This is a genomic window from Kaistia algarum (genome assembly GCF_026343945.1).
Classification (GTDB): domain Bacteria; phylum Pseudomonadota; class Alphaproteobacteria; order Rhizobiales; family Kaistiaceae; genus Kaistia; species Kaistia algarum.
On the sequence record NZ_JAPKNJ010000002.1, the window covers coordinates 302,216 to 319,371 of the forward strand.

A 17,156-nucleotide genomic window follows, 5' to 3' on the forward strand; every position below is an offset into this window, starting at 1 on the left:
ATCGGCCGGCGCCCGGACGTCAGAAGGCGACGGCCTGGCCGTCCTTGCGCGGATCCGAGCCGGCAACATAGGCGTCGCCGAGCCGCTGCACGATCTGCGCGCCGCCAAAGGCGAAGACCGCGTCCGGCGATTCGAAGACAATCTCGTGACCCTTGGCGCGCAAAGCTTCAGCGACAGCCGGATCGTAGCTCGATTCGACGGCGACCGTCCTGCCGCCTGCGACGCGCCAACGGGGCGCATCCGCCGCGGCCTGCGGATTCTGGCCATAGGCGAGCATGCGCAGCATCATTTGGGTATGGCCCTGTGCCTGCATCGGGCCGCCCATCACGCCGAAGGCGGACAGCGGCGCCCCGGCGGCGTCGAGCGCAAAGCCTGGAATGATGGTGTGGAAGGGACGTTTTGCCGGCGCCACGCGGTTGGCATGGCCATCCGTCAAGGAGAAGCCGGCTCCGCGGTTCTGCAGGCTGATTCCGGTGCCCGGCACGACGATGCCCGAGCCGAAACCCATGTAGTTGGACTGGATGAACGAGACCATGCGGCCCTGGCTGTCGGCGGTCGCCAGATAGACGGTGCCGCCGGGTCCCGGGACGCCATAGGCGGGAAGGCTGGCCCGCGTCCTGTCGATGAGACGCGCGCGCTGATCGAGATAGGCCGGGTCGAGGAGCTGTTCCGATGCGAATTCCATATGGTCGGCATCGGCCACGTGCTGGTGGGCATCGGCCAGCGCCAGCTTGGTCGCTTCAAGAACGAGATGCACCGTCTCCGGATCATCGACGGGCCGGTCGCCAATGCCGAGCCGTTCCAGAAGCCCGAGCGTGATCAGGGTGACGATGCCCTGGCCGTTCGGCGGGATCTCGTGCACATGCGCGCCGGCAAAGGGCATTGCGATCGTGCCGACCCAATCGGCTTGGTGGGTAGCGAGGTCGTCCAGCGTCAACGCACCGCCATTCGCGGCGGCATGTGTGGTGAGCCGCTCGGCCAGGACGCCACGATAGAAGGACTCGCCTTCGCTGGCGACGATCGCCTCAAGGCTCTGCGCGAGGGCAGGATTGCGGAAGTGCTCGCCGGGGCGTGGCGCCCGTCCGTTCGGCAGGAACGCCTCGGCAAAACCCGGTTGCCGGCCAAGCGCTGCGCCGCCCTTTTCCCAGAGAATCGCGATGATCGGCGAGACGGGAAAGCCGTCACGGGCATAGCGGATCGCCGGTGCGGCGATCGTCTCCAGGCCCAGGCTGCCGAAGCGTCGCCAGAGCGCGATCCAGGCCGAAACGGCGCCTGGGACGGTCACGCTGTCCCAGCCGCGCTCCGGCATGCGCTCCGCTCCGGCGAAGCGCTCGGCGGTCCAGGCGGCGGGCGCGCGTCCGGAGGCGTTGAGCCCGTGCAGTTCGCTGCCATCCCAGAGGATCGCGAAGGCGTCGCTGCCAAGGCCGCAACCTGTCGGCTCGACGACCGTCAGTGCCATGGCGGCGGCGATCGCGGCGTCGATGGCGTTGCCGCCTTGAGCCAGCATCGCGAGCCCGGCCTGGGCGGCGAGGGGCTGCGACGTCGCGACGACATTGTCGCCATGGACGGGGGAACGTTGTGAAGTGTAAGGCAGTGCGAAATCCATGCCCGTCAGCTCTTCGACGGCTTGTTGCCGAACGATATCGGCGGTGTGCCGCGGTAGAGCGACATGTGAGTGTGATTGGCTACCCAGCGTTCCGTGATACTGCCGCGAATGAGGGAAACCGTCGCTCGTCCGGCGCGGACGAAAGTCGAGCCGTCCTCGTGGTAGCCGGTGGAATCGAACACAGCGAGGCCGACGGCGAACAGGCGGTCGGGAGAGACGAGTGCGCGGATGTCGTCACGGAAGGTGAAGCCGTCGATGGACGGCCAGACCTTGCGCCACTGCGTCATCTCGGCGACCTGCTGGCCAACCATGAAATCCGTGATGGTGCCGAAAGCGATGAAGTCCTCGACGACGAGCCGGCGGGCCGGCACGAAATCGACAGCGCGAACCAGCGCCGCAAGCTCGGTAAACCAGGCGCGGACACCTTCGAGATCCTCGTCATGGACCAGGGTGCCAGCTTCCTCATGCGTCGCCATTCGTCTTCTCCTGTTGGACGGAATCGTGTCCGGTGCCGAGCCGATTCCGGATTCTATGGGTCAGGTTACAGAATCGCGTGGTCTTGTGCAGCGCCACAACGTCGCGCGAACGTTCAAGCGTACGTGCACGCTGGCCGAAGAGCGTCCTGTGAGCCCCGGCAATTCGGCGGTCGGCCCTCAGCGATGAAGGGTTTTCAAGAAACGATCGAACTCGCCGAAATCGATCGACGCGGGGAGGGGGGTCGCCCCTATTTCCATGGCTTCGCGAAGCTCGCTCGGCGGGAGGCCGAAGGTCTGGCGGAATGCTCTCGTGAATGCCGAGGCATCGCTGAAGCCGTAGCGTGTCGCCAGCGAGACGATGGTCGGGCCGCCTTCCGCCTGGCCAAGTTCCAGGCGGGCGGCCTCCAGCTTTTCCCGGCGCACGAAGGTTGCGATTCCGCCGAGCGGCTCGAACAGGCGATAGAGCGTCGCCCGCGAAATGCCGAAACGCTGGCAGAGCTCGCCGGCATCCAGCGTCGGTGAGGTCAGGTTCTCGCGGATGTGGCGCTTGATGCGCTCGGTCAGGCCGGCGCGCAGAAGATCGCGAGCGTCTTCGATGTTGCCTGGCGTGGTGGAAAGGCAGGACAGGATCATGGCGCGGAGCGCATCGCGCACTTGGGCCGGGTTCAGTTGATCGGCGTGGGCGCCGAGACGATTGCCGAGCGAGACGACGAAGTCGGCGAGCAAGGCGTTCAGCCCCTGATCGGCGACGTCCGGATCGAGGAGATCGAAGACGCCTGGATTATCCCGGAACAGATCGCGCGGCACGAACAGCGAGACGACCCTCGTGTCTGAAACGGTGCCCGCGAGTGGCCGTGCCAGCGATCCGAAGGAAAGGGGGCGCCGTCGATAGGCCATTCCGGAGCCGTCGGCGATGGGGACGACGAGCGACCAATGGTCGAGTTCCGCCCGGGGATTGTGGCTCCAACGGCGGGCAAAGCCCTCGCCGGGCAAAGACATCGAGCCGAGCGCGATTCCACCAATGTCCCAGGCCTCCAGCGTTGCCGCGAAGCCGGTGTTGTTCCGTTCGCTCGCCGGCCGTTCGACCTGGATCGACCGGACCATTGCCGCATGCCAGGCATCGAACTGGTGTTCGGGGCGCTCGTCGAGGGTAGAGAAACGAAAGGACTGGACGGCCGGAACGTTTGCGTCGAGTGGCGATGGGATGGGTTCGTTCGTCGGAACGTCGGCTTGGCGCATGGAACTCCATCACCGGCGAAATGACGGCACGACGGCTGAATGCGCTCCGTCTACGACGAGATCGTGGCAACAATCCAGAGAAGTGGCGGTTCCAGAGCCGTCCGGCGGGCCTTCCCACGTCGGCCTGCATGCCTCTCGCACTGGAGCGGAGTTGTCTGCGCGTTGCATCCCAAGGCGAGCGCCGCGCGGAAAACGGATGGCCCCTCTTTATCTTTAGGGCCAGAGCTTCCTGCCCAAAAACGAACAACGCCCGGATCGACCGGGCGTTCTCCTGTGCGTGCCGTGCGGCAGCCGCTACTTCGTTCTCCTCACCCGGATCAAGCGATTTCCAGATGGTCGCGATCGGGAAGGGTGGGGAAGGGCGCGGTTGGGAGCGTCTGGTACCAGAAGGCGACCGAGGCGATATCGTCCTGCAGCGGCAGATAGCGCGGGTCCTTCTTCTCGGTTCGCCAGCCGAGCGCCTGGATGGTGACGCGCAGGTCGCTCTCGAAGCGGATCGGGTCGTTCAGGTGCCAGCGATACATGCCGAAGCGCTGCTGGCTGCGATAGACGCCGTCCGGCCTCAGCACCTGCGGCAGGCCCGAATAGGGCGTGGTGAATTCGCGGTACCGTTTGTCCATCGTGTCGTCGACGACGCCGCCGTCGAAATTATAGGCGCCGCAGAAATAGTCCTCGGTGCCGGTGCCGCAGATCGTCGGGAAGGTGGTGTCGCCATCCATGAAGAACTTGATCTCGCCCTCGCCCCACCAGCCGGAATTGTTCACGCCCCAGGCCATATAGGTGCCGACATAGTGGCCGCGGCCGCTGACGCCGTCGACGATCGTATAGTCTTCCTTGAACGGCAGCGGATTGGTGCGGCGGAACTGGGCGTGGAAATAGGCGGCGTCCTCCGGCACGTCGGTCAGCGTGTAGTTGATCTGGTAGAAGATGACGCCGAAATTCTCCGGATCGCGGTTCTCGATCTCGATGCGCGCGGCCTTGCGGAAGGGCATTTCCCAATAGCAGTTGAAGGCCCGGCCGGGATTGACGCAGACGGCGAGCGAGGACACCTGCGCATACTGGTTCCAGCCCGAGCAGAAGAAGTCGCCCAGCGGACACTCGACAGAGGGCTGCTCCTGATCGTCCCACCAGATGCGCAGGATTAGCTCGCGCCAGCGCAGATACGCGGATGTCATCCAGATCTGCTGGATCGCGCCCATGCCGCGAATGTCGGCGAGCACGCGCGTCTCGCCGGGCTCGATGCGGATCGAGGGCGAGACCTTCCAGCCGAGGACGCCGCCATCGGGCGCCAGGCCGCGCGCATGGATGGCGCCCGTGCCTTCGGTCGCCATGCCGCCCTGGCCCTTCTCGCCCGTCATGTTCTCGGCGGAGATGGAGCGCGTCTTGGCAGAGGAGAGGCGATAGAGATTGTGCAGGCCGACGCCGAGGCCGTTGAACGAGGTGGTCATGTGAAGATCCGTTGTTGGGGGCCGGATTTACTTGAGGCCCGTCGTCTTGATCGAATCCATGATCTGTCGCTGGAAGATCACGAACACGACGAGCATGGGGATGGCGACGATGACGGAGGCCGCCATCGTATAGTTCCAGGCAGCTGAGTACTGGCTCTTGAAATTGGCGATCGCGACCTGAACGACCCAGAGATCGGACTGCGGCGCGACGGTGAGCGGCCAGAGGAAGCTGTTCCAGTTGGCGAGAAAGAAGAGGATCGCCAGCGTCGAGACGATCGGGCGGCTGAGCGGCAGGATGATGCTCCAGTAGATCCGCCAATAGCCCGCACCGTCGATCAGCGCCGCCTCCTCCAGCTCCCGCGGCAGCGACAGATAATATTGCCGCAGCAGGAAGATGCCGAAAGCGTCGAAGATCGAGGGAATGATCAGCCCCGCCCAGCTGTTCACCATCCCCATCATCCGCACCATCGCGAAGAGGGGCACGATGATGACCGGCAGCGAGACCAGGAAGGTGGAGAGCATCGCGAGGAAGACCGCTTCGCGTCCCGGAAAGCGCAGCCGCGCCAGCGCGTAGCCCGCCATGGTGTGGAAGAAGAGCGCGACCACCGTGACGACCGACGAGACGATGAAGGTGTTGGCGAGATAGTGCCAGAACGGCACCTCGGTCAGCACATAGAAGAAGTTCGCGAGCGTCGGCTGCGCCGGGACCACGTTGGAACGGAAGACCTCCGGCGGCGGCTTGAACGAGATCGAGAGCATATAGAGCAGCGGATAGATCGCCATCACGCCGAGGATGGCCGTGATCACCATCAGGATGAGGCGGACGATGCGCTGCTGGCCGTCATAGACGGGCGGCGCGGGTGCCTTATTCATATTGGAACCTCCCGCCGCGCGTCGCCCAGAAGAAGGCGAGCGTGATCGCCATCAGCATCAGCACGAGCAGCGTCGCCATGGCGGAGGCGTATCCGAACGCGCCGTACTGGAAGGCCTGCTGATAGATGTAGGTGATCAGCAGCAGCGTCGCGTTCGCCGGTCCGCCGCGCGTCATCACATAGACGAGGTCGAAGGCCTGCTGGCCCGAGACGGCCGCAACCGACGAGACGACGAGCACGAAGAAGCTGGTCGGCCGCAGCAGGGGCAGCGTGATGTGCCAGAAGCTCTGGGCGCGGCTGGCGCCGTCGATGCGGGCGGCCTCGTAATATTCCTTGGGAATATCCTGCAGGCCGCCGATGAAGATCAGCATGTAGAACCCCATCAGGAACCAGACGAAGGCCAGCACCACGGTGAACAGCGCGACATGCGGATTGCCGAGGAAGGACACGGATCCCAGGCCAAGGCTGGCGATGAGGCGCGGCAGCACGCCGATCTTCTCGACGGACATGAGCTGCCAGACGAGCGCCACGACGACGAGGCTGACGACCTGCGGCGCGAAGAACAGGAAGCGCATCGCGGTGTTGAAGCGCGACGTCTTCTGGACGAGCAGCGCCAGCATCAGGCCGATGACATAGAGCAGCGGCACCGCCATCAGCGCGAAGGTCAGCGTGACCCGCAGCGCCGACCAGAACAGCGGATCGGCCGCCATGCGCGCATAATTGTCGAGCCCGACGAAACGGAAGCCGCCGAAGCCGTCAACCTCGAAAGCGCTCATGCCGATCGCCAGCAGCATGGGCAGGCCGATGAAGACCAGCAGCCCCAGCGCGTCCGGAAGGACGAACAGGATGCCGGCGAGGGCCTCGCGCCGCTCCGTCGGAAGCGCTCGCAAGGCGGCGCGCTTGGCCGCCTTGCGATCTTCGTTCAGCTGGGCCGTCACAGCAGCGGCGCGCCCTTGTAGCTCGCCAGGAAGGCGTCGATCTGCTGGCTGGCCGTCGCCGCGGCCTGCTGCGCATCCGCGCCGCCCAGCATGGTGCCCTGGATCGCGTCGGAGATCATCTTGTAGACCTCCGGCGGCAGGCGCGGCTCGGCCCGCGTGCCGGGATGGATCTCGCGGGTGAAGACGCCGAGCACGCCCTTGTCGAAGGCCGCGGCGCCCGCCTTGAGCGCCGAGTTACGCGGCGGCATGTCCGATTTGGCGACGGTGCACCAGTCCACGACGCGGTCGATCGATTCCTTCGACATCGAGGCGAGCGCCCAGGCGATGAACTTGCCGGCCGCTTCGGGATTCTTGCCCTTGGCGTTGGCGACGAACGCCCAGCCGCCGCCGACCGTCACATATTTTCCGCCCGTCGGAACGGGGAGCCTGAAGACGCCGTATTTGAAGTCGGGCGCGTTGTTGGCGAGGTCCGAGATGCCCCAGATGCCCATGTTCTGGATGGCGCAATAGCCCGAGGCGAGGTTGGCGGCGATGTCGCTGCCGCCACCGCCCAGTGCCTGGCGCGGCGCCGAGCCGGACGCCACGGCATCCTGCCACAGCTTCAGCGCCGCGACGGTCGCCGGGCTGTCGAACGCGCTCTTGCCGTCGGCCTTCTGGAACTCGCCGCCGCCCTGCCACAGGAAGGGATACCAGGTGAAGTTCTGGTAATAGCCGGGCTGCGTCTCGAACAAGAGGCCGTAGCGGTCCGCCGTCGTCAGCTTCTTGCCGACTTCCAGCAGTTCGTCCCAGGTCTTCGGAACGTCGTTCTCGTTGAGGCCTGCATCCTCGAACGCCTTGACCGAATAGTAGAAGGCCATCGGCTCGACTTCCATCGGGACGCCGTAGATCTTGCCGTCCACCTTGCGGTTGGCGATCACGGTCTCGGGGAAATCGGCCTGGGCGGCCGCGTCGATGTGGGGCGAGAGATCCGCCAGCACGCCGCCATTGTAATAACGCAGGAAATCGCCCGGCGAGATCAGGAAGATATCCGGGCCCTGGCCGGATGCGAACGACGTCGCCAGCTTCGTGCCGCCGATATATTCGCTGTCCGGCACGTAATCGAGCGTGATCTTGGCGTCATTGGCGCCGTTCCACGCGTCGACCAGTTTCTGGATCCAGTCGGACTGCGTCTTGGACGGGCCATTCGGCCCGATGAACTGCATGAAATTCAGGCCGGCGTCTGCGGCGAACGCGCTCGAACCCAGCGAGAGGCCGGTGAGGCCGGCTGCGCCCAGGCCGGCACCGACCTTCAGGATCGAACGCCGGGACCAGCCTTGTGGACGGAAATGGCTGTCAGTCATGGTTTTCCTCTGGAGTTTTGTTGGCTTTTTTGCAGTTTCTTGGCGTCGGGCCGTTTCGCCCGTCTCATTCCGCCTGCATCAGGCGGTATCGAATTGCCGGAGGATGCAGGGCAGGATCTCGTTGCGCGGCGAACCGTCGACGCGTCCCTCGACCCGGTCGAGCAGCATCGTGACCGAGCGTGTGGCGAGCAGCGCCGGGTCGTTGCCGACGCGGGTCACGCGCGGGCGGAAATACTCGAAGTGCTCCCACCCGCCGAAGGAAGCGACGGCGATATCGTCGGGAATCCTCAGCCCGTGGTCGTAAAGGGCCGCGAGCCCGCCCTGGGCCATCAGCGAACTGGAGAAGAAAATGGCGTCGGGAAGATTGCCGCCATGCTCGCGCAGCAGCCACTCGACGCCCTCATAGCCCGAGGGCGTGAGATAGCTGCCTTCATAGTGCAGACTTGTGTCGACGATGCCGCCATGCTGGCCGAAGCCTTCGTCGAAGGCTCTGCGGCGGACCACGGCCTGCTCGAAGAAGGATGGGCCGGTGATATGCGACACGCGGCGATGACCCGCCTCGGCGAGGTATTTCCCCATGAGATAGGCGCCGCCGGCATCGTCGATCCCGACGCTGTCGATGACCTGGCTCGGGAGCTGGCCGATGAACACCGCGGGGATGGTCAGGCGTTCGAGATCCTCATGCATCCGGTGCACGGCGAAATCGCCGATCAGGATGCCGTCGAAACGCTTGGGGCTGATCTGGCGCAGATATTCCCGGCCATGCTCGATCGATCGCCCGCCCGGCACGTCGGTATTGAAGATCATCGCCTCGAGCCCGGCCTTCTCGAGCTCGGTCTGGATGACATGGACGAGCTTCACGTAGAACGGGTTGAGAATATCTGGGATCAGGACGGCGATGAGGTTCGTGCGTCCGGTGCGCAGCGACCGCGCCTGCGGGTTCGGCGCATAGCCCAGTTCCTCGACGGCGGCCATGACCTTGTCGCGCAGCGGCTTCGATACGCGATCCGCGTGATTGAGCACGTGCGACACCGTCGTTCGTGACACCCCCGCTCGCTCGGCAACCTTTGAAATCGTGCTCATGACAGGAAGCTAGCGCGGCAGAAATCGATTTGCAAATTGATTTGCAAATCGATTTGGAAGATTGCCGGGTGCCTTGGTGCGCTTGGGAGCCATGCCATGGGATCGACCCGCTAGAAGAGCGCCTTGACACCCGCAGCCGAACCCTGATGCGGGGAAGATCACGCAGGATGAAGCACCGTCGCTTGATCGGCCAAGGGGTTCCTGTCCTTGGGCGCGGCGCGGGTCTTGGCTGAGGTGGTGACCGGGGCTGTTCCGGTATGGTCTGATTGCTGACACCCACGCCAGAGCCAAACATCGACCGATGACGGCCGACATAATGTGCCAGGCGGCGGCTCTCGAGATTGTAGCTGGGCACCGTCCGGACTTGGTTTCGGATGAGGCCGAGGCGATGAGAGGCGGGAAGGACGACGATCATCCCTTCACCCTCGGCCTTTATCTCGACCCGCACCCGGAGACTTCGCTTGCGGGATCGAGCGCCATCATCAGGTCGCTGCGAAGCTGCCAACCGCCAACCTGTTCGAATTCGCCTTCTGTGGTCGCGCCTACAGACAACGAAGGATCAGGCGGAGGTCATCGCATCGGGAGTACGCCAAACAAGGCATTGGACGGCTCCGGGAAACGCGGAGCGGTTCAGGCCACTGAACAACAGCCCGACATGGACGGATGATCCGCAGGCGGCCGGGCAATACATTGAAACACCAGCGGTTTCTGGCCGGCCGCTCCGTGCGTATCCTAAAGTCTGGGGACGAAAGTCTGGGGCTGACAACAAGCAGCACGACACCGAATATGGCAAGCGTCATGCTGTACGGGTTGCACATGCGACCGAGGCTTGCATAGCCGTCGGCGCGGTTCAATTCGTGGCGGATTGACTCCATTGCGCATGAACATCACCATATTCCAGCGTCACTCAGACGCCGCTTGGCGCATGTCGTCCACCACTCGCAGCTTGGGAATTGGGCCACTGCTGCGCCAAGGGTGAGGATCCGCGCGTTGCGGGTCTGCGCGTCGCCTCAGAAGCCGACCTTGAGGCTGGCGTTGAAGCCGTTCTGCTCGACGGCGTCGCCGAACTGGCCAGTATAGGCGATGCCGAGCGTCGATTCGGCGCCGAGGCGCATGTCCAGCCCCGCTTCCAGCACCGCCGCCGTTTCGGCGATCGGCGTGCCGGTAATGATGAAAGCGCCGGAGGTCGGGAATGCCTGGCTCATCGCCGGGGTGATGGCCCCGAAGGACTGGCGCCAGCCGACGGTTCCGCGCAGCGTCGTCGCATGGACGCCGAGCGTCAGTTCTTTCGCCATCCGCAGGCCAAGCGTCGCGAAGGTGGTGTTCATGTTGGCCCCATCCGAATGCAGCGCCGCCACACCGCCGGTCTCGGCAAAGTCCGACGTATCGAGGCTGACATAGGCGAGGTTGGCGAAGGGCTCAAAGCTGGCAAAGGCCGTGTCGATCCGGTTGCCGATCTCGCCGAATGCCTGGAATGCGTCGGCATTGTAGTCTGCCGTGAGATAATCCGCGAAACCCGGGAAGGCGACTGAGCGGCTGGTGGAAACGTCCTGCCACGTATAGGCAAGGCCGCCGCGCACGGCGAACGCGTCCCAGCTTCTACCGGCATAGAGGGCGGCGTGCCAGTTGTCGCTGTTGCCGGAGGCGGTACTGCCGCTCGCCTGGAAGGCGGTGTGGCTGTAGCCGCCGGCGAGGCCGACCCGCCAGGCGTCGCCGACCAGCGTATCGGCACCGATCAGGAAGCCGCCCGTGGAATCGCTGAGGCCGGCTGCGTTCGCACTGCCGTCGAAGGAGCCCCAGTTGCCGAACCCCGTCGTCCACAGCGCCAACTTTTCGACCGGCGCGGGCACCGCGTTGAGCGACAGGCCCATATTGGCCGCCAAGGGCGACTTCGGGGTGTCTTCCGCATAAGCGAGCGCACCACCCGCCGTCTCGACGACGCTGACGACGCTTCCCGCCGGGGCACCGACCCCGCCCTGCGCCGCCCGCAGGCGATCATTCACTGCACCGCGGATCAGCGCGCTCTGCTCCATGAAGACGCTCTGCGCCGACGCGTGCACGTCGCCGGAGAGCTGGTCGAATGCGCTGCGCGCTTCGGCATCGCTCTGCAGCCAGGCAATGGCGTCGAAGAGCGGATCGCCGAGGGTGAGGCTGTTCAGCGCGCTCGCGGTGTTCGCTTGGTTGGGCGTCGCCGCGGCTGAGGCGAAGGAGCGGGTCTGAGCCACGTCCAGGAATACGTTGCCGCCGGCATAGTCATAGACGACCACGGGAGCGTAGAAGGCGCTTATCGCGCCGACGTCGCCGGCGACGGTGCTGAAGCTGCCGGAGAGCCCGTTGGAGGCCAGCAGCGTGTAGTGATCGCCGAGGCTGAAGGGCTGCTGGGCCTCCACGTTAAGGGTCGTGCCGTCGACAATGGTGGCCGTTCCGCCGACCGTGAGCCGGTCCGATTGTCCGCCGCCGAGTTCCACCTGATAGGTGGAGCCGGCGCCGAAAGTGGCGTCCCCCGCTACGGTTAGGGCGCCGGTTGAATTGCCCGGCGCAACCGTGCTGCCGGCGCCGGCATTCAGCGCGCCGATGGTGCCGGTGCCGCTCAGCGTCGCGCCGGAGAGCACCTCCACAGTGCCGCCCAGAGTGCCGGTTACGGCGAGCCACCCGGCGGCAACGCTGGTGGTCCCGGCAAACCCGCCGCTGCTTCCCCCATAGACAAGGGTGCCAACCCCCTGTTTCTCGAACATGCCGGTACCGGACAGCGTGCCGTCAAAACCGCTGGTGGCCGTGGCGGTCAGTTCGAAGGTAGCGCCGCCCGAGATGTCGACATCCCCGGCGAAGCGGGAGATGTCGGCCGCGAGGCGTCCGGCCTCTAGCGTCCAGTCGAAGTCGGAGGGGCCGAAGAGGGCGAGCGTGCCGGCGCCGAGCTTGTTGAGGGTGCCGGTGCCGGTGATCGCCCCCGCGAGGGCGAGTTGCGTGCCGTCCGCCACGTCAAAGCCGCCCGCACCATCCACGCTGACGCTGCGCGCCGTGTCGAAGCTGGCCGTGGTCCCAAGCGTGCCGCCGGCGAGCAGGATGCCGTCCGAAGCCTGGCCGAGATTGGCGTCGGCAGAAACGGAGAGAGTGCCGCCGGAAACTTCTGTGCCGCCCGAGTAGGTGTTAACGCCGGAGAGCACCAGCGTGCCGCCGCCGACCTTCCTGAGGCCGTTCGCGCCGGTGCCGTCGGCGATCACGGAACCGATGGTGGTGGTGACGCCGGCATCCGTCGCGACCGTACCGAAGCTGCCGAAAGCGGGCGCGATGGCGAGCGTGCCGCCGGTCAGCCCATAGCCGTCGGTCTTGAACTGGAGGGTGTCGAACGCCTGCGTGCCGTCCACCGTCACGGTGCCGGCAGTGCCCATGAAAACGCCCACCGAGCCCATCCACGGCGCGTTGAGGCCGGCATCGCCGGGAGCGCCGGTCCAGTTGGTGGTGGCGGCGTTCCAGGTGCCCGTGCCGCCCTCGACGGTGCCATTGCCGGTGAGTTGCGAGCCGTCCCAGAACTGTACGGTCTGGCCCGTGCCGGCCGCCAGCAGCGTCACAGCACTGTCAGTCCCGCTGCCATAGCCGACGACGCTGTTCTGCATCTCGACGCCGCCGGTGCCGGTGACATGGGTGGCGTCGAAGCTGCTCCCGGAAGCGAGGCTGCCATAGGTGAAGAGGGCGTAGTAGCCCGCCGAGCTGACATCGGCGTCCAGCGTGCCGCCAAGGGTGAGGGTACCGTCGACCCGCACGAGATCGTTGCTCGCTCCGCCGGTCACGCCCGGTGCATTCAGTTCGAACAGGGAGGTGGAGCCGGAGCCGAGCGTCAGATCGTCCTGGAAGGTCAGCGTGCCGGGGCTGTTGCCGGCGGCGAGCGTGCCATCGATGGTCGTGGCGCCGCCGATGGTGCCGGAGCCGCGCAGCGTCGCCCCCGCGTCCACCTGCAGGGTGCCGCCCAGGGCGCCGCTCGTGCCGTCACCCACCCGCAGCGTGCCGGCGGCAACGGTGGTCGCGCCGGCAAAGCCGGAGCTGTCGCCGGTGAGCAGCAGGGTGCCCGTGCCCTGCTTGGTGAGAGTGCCGCTGCCGTCGAAGGCGCCGGCGAAGGTAGTGTCGTTGGCGGTGCCTGCGGCGAGGCCGTTGCTGCCCAGCTTGACCTTGGAGCCGGCGACGCCGGAGAGGTCGCCGATGGTGCGGCCGCCATCGGCACCGGACAGGTCGAACACCGAAGAGCTGCCGGTGAGCGCCACGGCGCCCGTGGCCGCGAGCGTGCCCGTGCCCGACAGGGCCAGCGTGCCGGCGGCGATGGTCGTTCCGCCCGCATAGGTGCTGGCTCCCGTCAGCGCCACCGTTCCGGCGCCGGATTTGGTGATCGCGCCATCGGCGCCGCCGAGCCCGCCGGCGAGGGTGAAGCTGTCGGTGGCGCCCAGCGCCGCGACGTTGAGCGCTCCCTCCAGCGTGATGCCGCCGGTGGCGGCGAGGGTCAGCGAGGTGGCGCCGCCCTTCTCCTTGAAGGTGGGGTCGGTGCCGCCCATGGCGGTATCGGCATTGCCGCCGCGCAACGTGGCGCCGTCCTCGAAGGTGATGGTGCCGGCGGTGGTGACGCTGTTCGCGCCGCCGGCGACCAGCGTGCCGTCGGCGCCGACCGTGAAGGTGGAGCCGGCGCCGTCGAGCTGAAGCGTGCCGACGCCGACCACGGCGTCCTCGTCGTCCGTCGTCGGGTTGTCGACCTCGCCGGCAGCGTAGAGGTAGAGCCGGCCTTCGGAGATGGCGAAATCGGTGCGGCCGGTGCCGGATACGGCGAGGACATTGCCGCCCCCCAGCGCCCAGGTGCCGTCCCCGGTCTTGGTCAGCGTGTTGGCGACGGTGTCGGCGTTGCCGCTCATCGGGTCGCGCATGTCGAGCAGCGCGCCTGTACCCGTGTCGACGTTGAGCGTGGACGCCGTGTAGATAAATTGGGGGAACGTGAGGACCCCGGTCCCCACATGGATCGCCGACGCCTGACCGCCGGCCATATTGCCGGAGAACAGGCTGCCGGAGCCATCGCTGACCGTCAGGTTCAGCGTGCCGCCCAGCAGCGCGATCGCGCCGCCTGCGGACCCGGCGCTGTTGCCGGTGAAATCGCTGTCGACGAGGCTCACGACGACGGGTCTGGCTGCCCCTTCAACAGAGATCGCGCCGCCCTGCTCTCCCGCGCTGTTGCCGGAGAAGCTGCTTGCGATGACCGTGGTGTACCCGCCAAAGGCGGCGATCGCTCCACCCACCGACTGCACGTCATTGCCCGCGAAGCTGCTGCGCTCGACGAGAAGGGTGCCAACCTGGGCCATGGCCCCGCCGGAGCCAGCGGAGTTCCCAGTGAAGGTGCTGTCGGCCAGCGCCAAGACGCTGTAATTGGCGATGGCTCCACCGGCGTAGCCCGCCGAATTGTCGCTGAAGGTCGCGCTGGCGATGCTCACCGTTCCAGCTGCGTTGTAGAGGACGCTACCTCCGTCGGAAGCATGATTCTCGCTGAAGACATAGCCCTGCGTCTGGCCTTCACCGACGCCCAGATCGAGCGTGCTATCGGGGTTGACCATGATGGCACTGCCGAACATGCTGCCCTGGAAGCCGCTCAGGGTCAGCCCGGCATCGGCGCCTTCCAGGCGGATCGCACCTGCCTGCCCATACCCTATCGTGATCGCGCTGTCGGTCGCCGGGTCGAGCGACACCGACCCGGTGATCTGCAGCGTCGGAAGTTCGCCGCTGGCCTGTCCTTCGTCGATCGCCTGCCGGTAGCCGGCCTGCGCCGCCGCGAGCGCCGCCGCGTTCTCTGCTGTCGGCACGCTGGCATAGGTGGAGATGGCGGATGAGAGGGCGGACGCCGTACCGGAAAGCCCGGTTACGCCGCTCACCGGCGCATTGAAGCGGAGGCTGACGCCGTCGCCCAGCGCCGCCTTGCTGGCCACGCTCAGCGTGCCGGAGGTTAATGTCGTGCCGCCGGAATAGCTATTGACGCCCGACAGCGTCAGAACCTGCGGCCCGACATTGACGACGACACCGCCCTGACCGGTGATGTTGTTCGATACATCGGCGTCTATGCCGTCCAGCTTGAAGGTGAGCGAACTGCCAGCGGCGTTCACGCCCAGATCGCCGGTAAGGCTCCAGCCCTCCTGAAGCGTCAGGCTATTTGAGCCGCCGGTAAAGGTGATGGCATTGGCACGTGTCCCGCCATCGCCCGACAACCCGCCGGAGATCGCGCCGGCATTGATGATCGTCAGATCGGCGCCGACGACACCGGTTCCACCGGCTCCCGCGGCCCCGGCTACGTTGGCGGACGTCCCCCCCGCCCCGCCTGCGCCGCCGAGGATGGTCCCCGAATTGACGAGCGTACCGCTGCCGGAGAAAAAGACGCCCGTCCCACCGGTGCCGCCGCTGCCCCCAACGCCTTGGGGGCCGCTGCCATTGCCGCCCGCGCCGCCCGTCCCCCCTTCGGCGGTCCCGGTCAGGGTGTAGGTAAGGCCGGTGCCGTCGACGACGACGCCCCAACCGGCTGCGCCACCGCCTCCGCCGCCGCCGCCGGGGGCGCCGGTAATCGGTGATCCATTGCCGCCACGGCCGCCACTACCACCGATCGCACCAGCATCGGTTGTCGTCGTCGTGAGCACTTGGCCATGCGCGCCGCCGCCGCCGCCACCACCACCGCTGCCGTTGCCGGCAAAGGTCGAGCCCTCGCCGCCGTCACTGCCCGTGCCGCCGGCTGCGATGGCTCCGGCACTGCCCGCGCCCGATGCGCCGCCGCTCTTGCCGCCGGCGCCACCAGCTACACCGGCGCCACCACCTCCACCGGCCGTGACCGCAAAAGTGCCCCCACCGCCGGCGTCGCCGGTTGCCGTAGCGGAATCGGCACCGCCAGCGCCGCCGCCGGAAATTGGTGAAGTCGAGGCGCCATTGCCGCCCTCGGCGAAAGCCGGCAGCAGGAACAGGGCCGGAGATAGCAGCAACACGCCGCACAACACGGTGGAAGACAGCAGAGTGCCCCGCAAGGCGAGGGATCCACGGGGTCCGACCCCGCAGCCGCGCCCTGGGGCCACGTCCGCATCCGCTGCCCGAGCCGCAGATTCAGTTCCCGCCATCATTCCAGCCCCGCAGCCTGGCGCCCATCGGTGCGGGCGATTCAACGCTGGACGGTAAGGGCAAGGGGGGAATGATCCTATTCCTCTAATCAGAGGAGAGGCCCGCGGGGCATCGATATCGCGGATCCGGACGGGTCCCAGGTCCACGATGCCGAGAACGTCGCCGTGCTGGTGTCCAATATGCTCATCACTATGAGTTGAATCATTATCGCCTGACGGACAAAGGCAGGGCGAATTGAGGCGGAGATCATCGACCCGAACCCTGGCGAGATCGCTACCGCCTGATCGACGACGACGACGATATGAAGAGGGCGCCGATCGGGGTCCTCTTCATATCGTCATGCCCGCATCAACAATGGCCTGCTTTTACTCCGCCCCACTGGCCTGGAATCTGACCGGCGTTGACAGCTTGATCGGTTGCTCCAATTCCTTGCCTCGCCCGCCCAGGTCCTCGCGATGTCGGCGTCCGATCTCGATTCCACCGTCCGTGCGAACTCGCCCCTCACTGCACTCGGACAAAGCGCGCTGCTGGAGGCAGCACAGCGGAACGCATCCGACCTTGCGACCGTCGATGCTGTGGCGCACCTCTGCGTTCTGCTCGCCGTGCTGCAAAGGGTCGATATGCACCGCGAGCCACGCTTTGGTACTGCCGAAAGCCGGCAGAGAGACCAGGACGATAAAGCGGCGTGGAATCGGCGCGGAAATCGTCTCGCACAACAGGCGCCCGTGCGTAGCCCTCGCAAGACCCGGAAACGGCGGCCGAATCCTCAGCGTAAAAAAGCAAAAAATAACAATATCAATGGGTTAATTGGTGGCGGAAGGGGTGGGATTCGAACCCACGGTGGGCTTGCACCCACGGCGGTTTTCAAGACCGCTGCCTTAAACCACTCGGCCACCCTTCCTCGCGGGGGATCAATGCGGATGCGTCCCGCAAAATCAAGGGGATCTCCGACCTCTCGGTGTTTTTCTCTCGGTCGCGCACATCATCCTTGCCCGCCTCGTCGGTGCGAGCCGGAGGTGTTCCCTGCCGTGCGGC

The 17,156-nt window shown here is 66.2% G+C and carries 10 protein-coding genes and 1 tRNA gene; all 11 read right to left on the minus strand.

Annotated elements, in window-relative coordinates:
* Positions 1-19: 19 nt before the first annotated feature.
* The 11 genes from OSH05_RS14725 to OSH05_RS14775 all read right to left on the minus strand — a co-directional run bounded on the left by OSH05_RS14725 (position 20) and on the right by OSH05_RS14775 (position 17,022).
* The gene (locus OSH05_RS14725) at positions 20-1,606 is read right to left on the minus strand and encodes a gamma-glutamyltransferase family protein (RefSeq protein ID WP_104218851.1); all 1,587 of its coding nucleotides are present in this window, start codon (positions 1,604-1,606) and stop codon (positions 20-22) included.
* A 5-nt stretch (positions 1,607-1,611) separates the two neighbouring features.
* On the minus strand, positions 1,612-2,082 hold the full coding sequence (locus OSH05_RS14730) for a ketosteroid isomerase (protein ID WP_104218852.1): 471 nt from the start codon (positions 2,080-2,082) through the stop codon (positions 1,612-1,614).
* A gap of 177 nt (positions 2,083-2,259) precedes the next feature.
* The gene (locus OSH05_RS14735) at positions 2,260-3,321 is read right to left on the minus strand and encodes an AraC family transcriptional regulator (protein ID WP_104218853.1); all 1,062 of its coding nucleotides are present in this window, start codon (positions 3,319-3,321) and stop codon (positions 2,260-2,262) included.
* 317 nt (positions 3,322-3,638) lie between these two features.
* Positions 3,639-4,769, minus strand: coding sequence for a glycoside hydrolase family 172 protein (locus OSH05_RS14740; RefSeq protein ID WP_104218854.1), 1,131 nt, complete (start codon positions 4,767-4,769; stop codon positions 3,639-3,641).
* 27 nt (positions 4,770-4,796) lie between these two features.
* Positions 4,797-5,642: a carbohydrate ABC transporter permease gene (locus tag OSH05_RS14745; RefSeq protein ID WP_104218855.1), complete on the minus strand. Its 846-nt coding sequence runs from the start codon at positions 5,640-5,642 to the stop codon at positions 4,797-4,799.
* A complete protein-coding gene (locus OSH05_RS14750) occupies positions 5,635-6,579 on the minus strand; it encodes a carbohydrate ABC transporter permease (protein ID WP_266352515.1) in 945 nt (314 codons plus the stop codon). The genes OSH05_RS14745 and OSH05_RS14750 overlap by 8 nt, the downstream gene beginning before the upstream one ends.
* Positions 6,576-7,919 (minus strand): ABC transporter substrate-binding protein, encoded by a 1,344-nt coding sequence (locus OSH05_RS14755; RefSeq protein ID WP_104218856.1) that lies wholly within the window; start codon positions 7,917-7,919, stop codon positions 6,576-6,578. The genes OSH05_RS14750 and OSH05_RS14755 overlap by 4 nt, the downstream gene beginning before the upstream one ends.
* A 78-nt stretch (positions 7,920-7,997) precedes the next feature.
* Positions 7,998-9,002, minus strand: a complete 1,005-nt coding sequence (locus OSH05_RS14760) for a LacI family DNA-binding transcriptional regulator (RefSeq protein ID WP_104218857.1) — start codon at positions 9,000-9,002, stop codon at positions 7,998-8,000.
* A 1,010-nt stretch (positions 9,003-10,012) separates the two neighbouring features.
* Positions 10,013-16,030 carry an autotransporter domain-containing protein gene (locus OSH05_RS14765; RefSeq protein WP_104218859.1) on the minus strand — a complete coding sequence of 2,006 codons (6,018 nt, stop codon included), beginning with the start codon at positions 16,028-16,030 and terminating at the stop codon, positions 10,013-10,015.
* A 456-nt stretch (positions 16,031-16,486) separates the two neighbouring features.
* Positions 16,487-16,837, minus strand: a complete 351-nt coding sequence (locus OSH05_RS14770; RefSeq protein WP_104218860.1) for a hypothetical protein — start codon at positions 16,835-16,837, stop codon at positions 16,487-16,489.
* Positions 16,838-16,932: 95 nt separating this feature from the next.
* A tRNA-Ser gene (locus OSH05_RS14775) sits at positions 16,933-17,022 on the minus strand.
* Between the last annotated feature and the right edge of the window lie 134 nt (positions 17,023-17,156).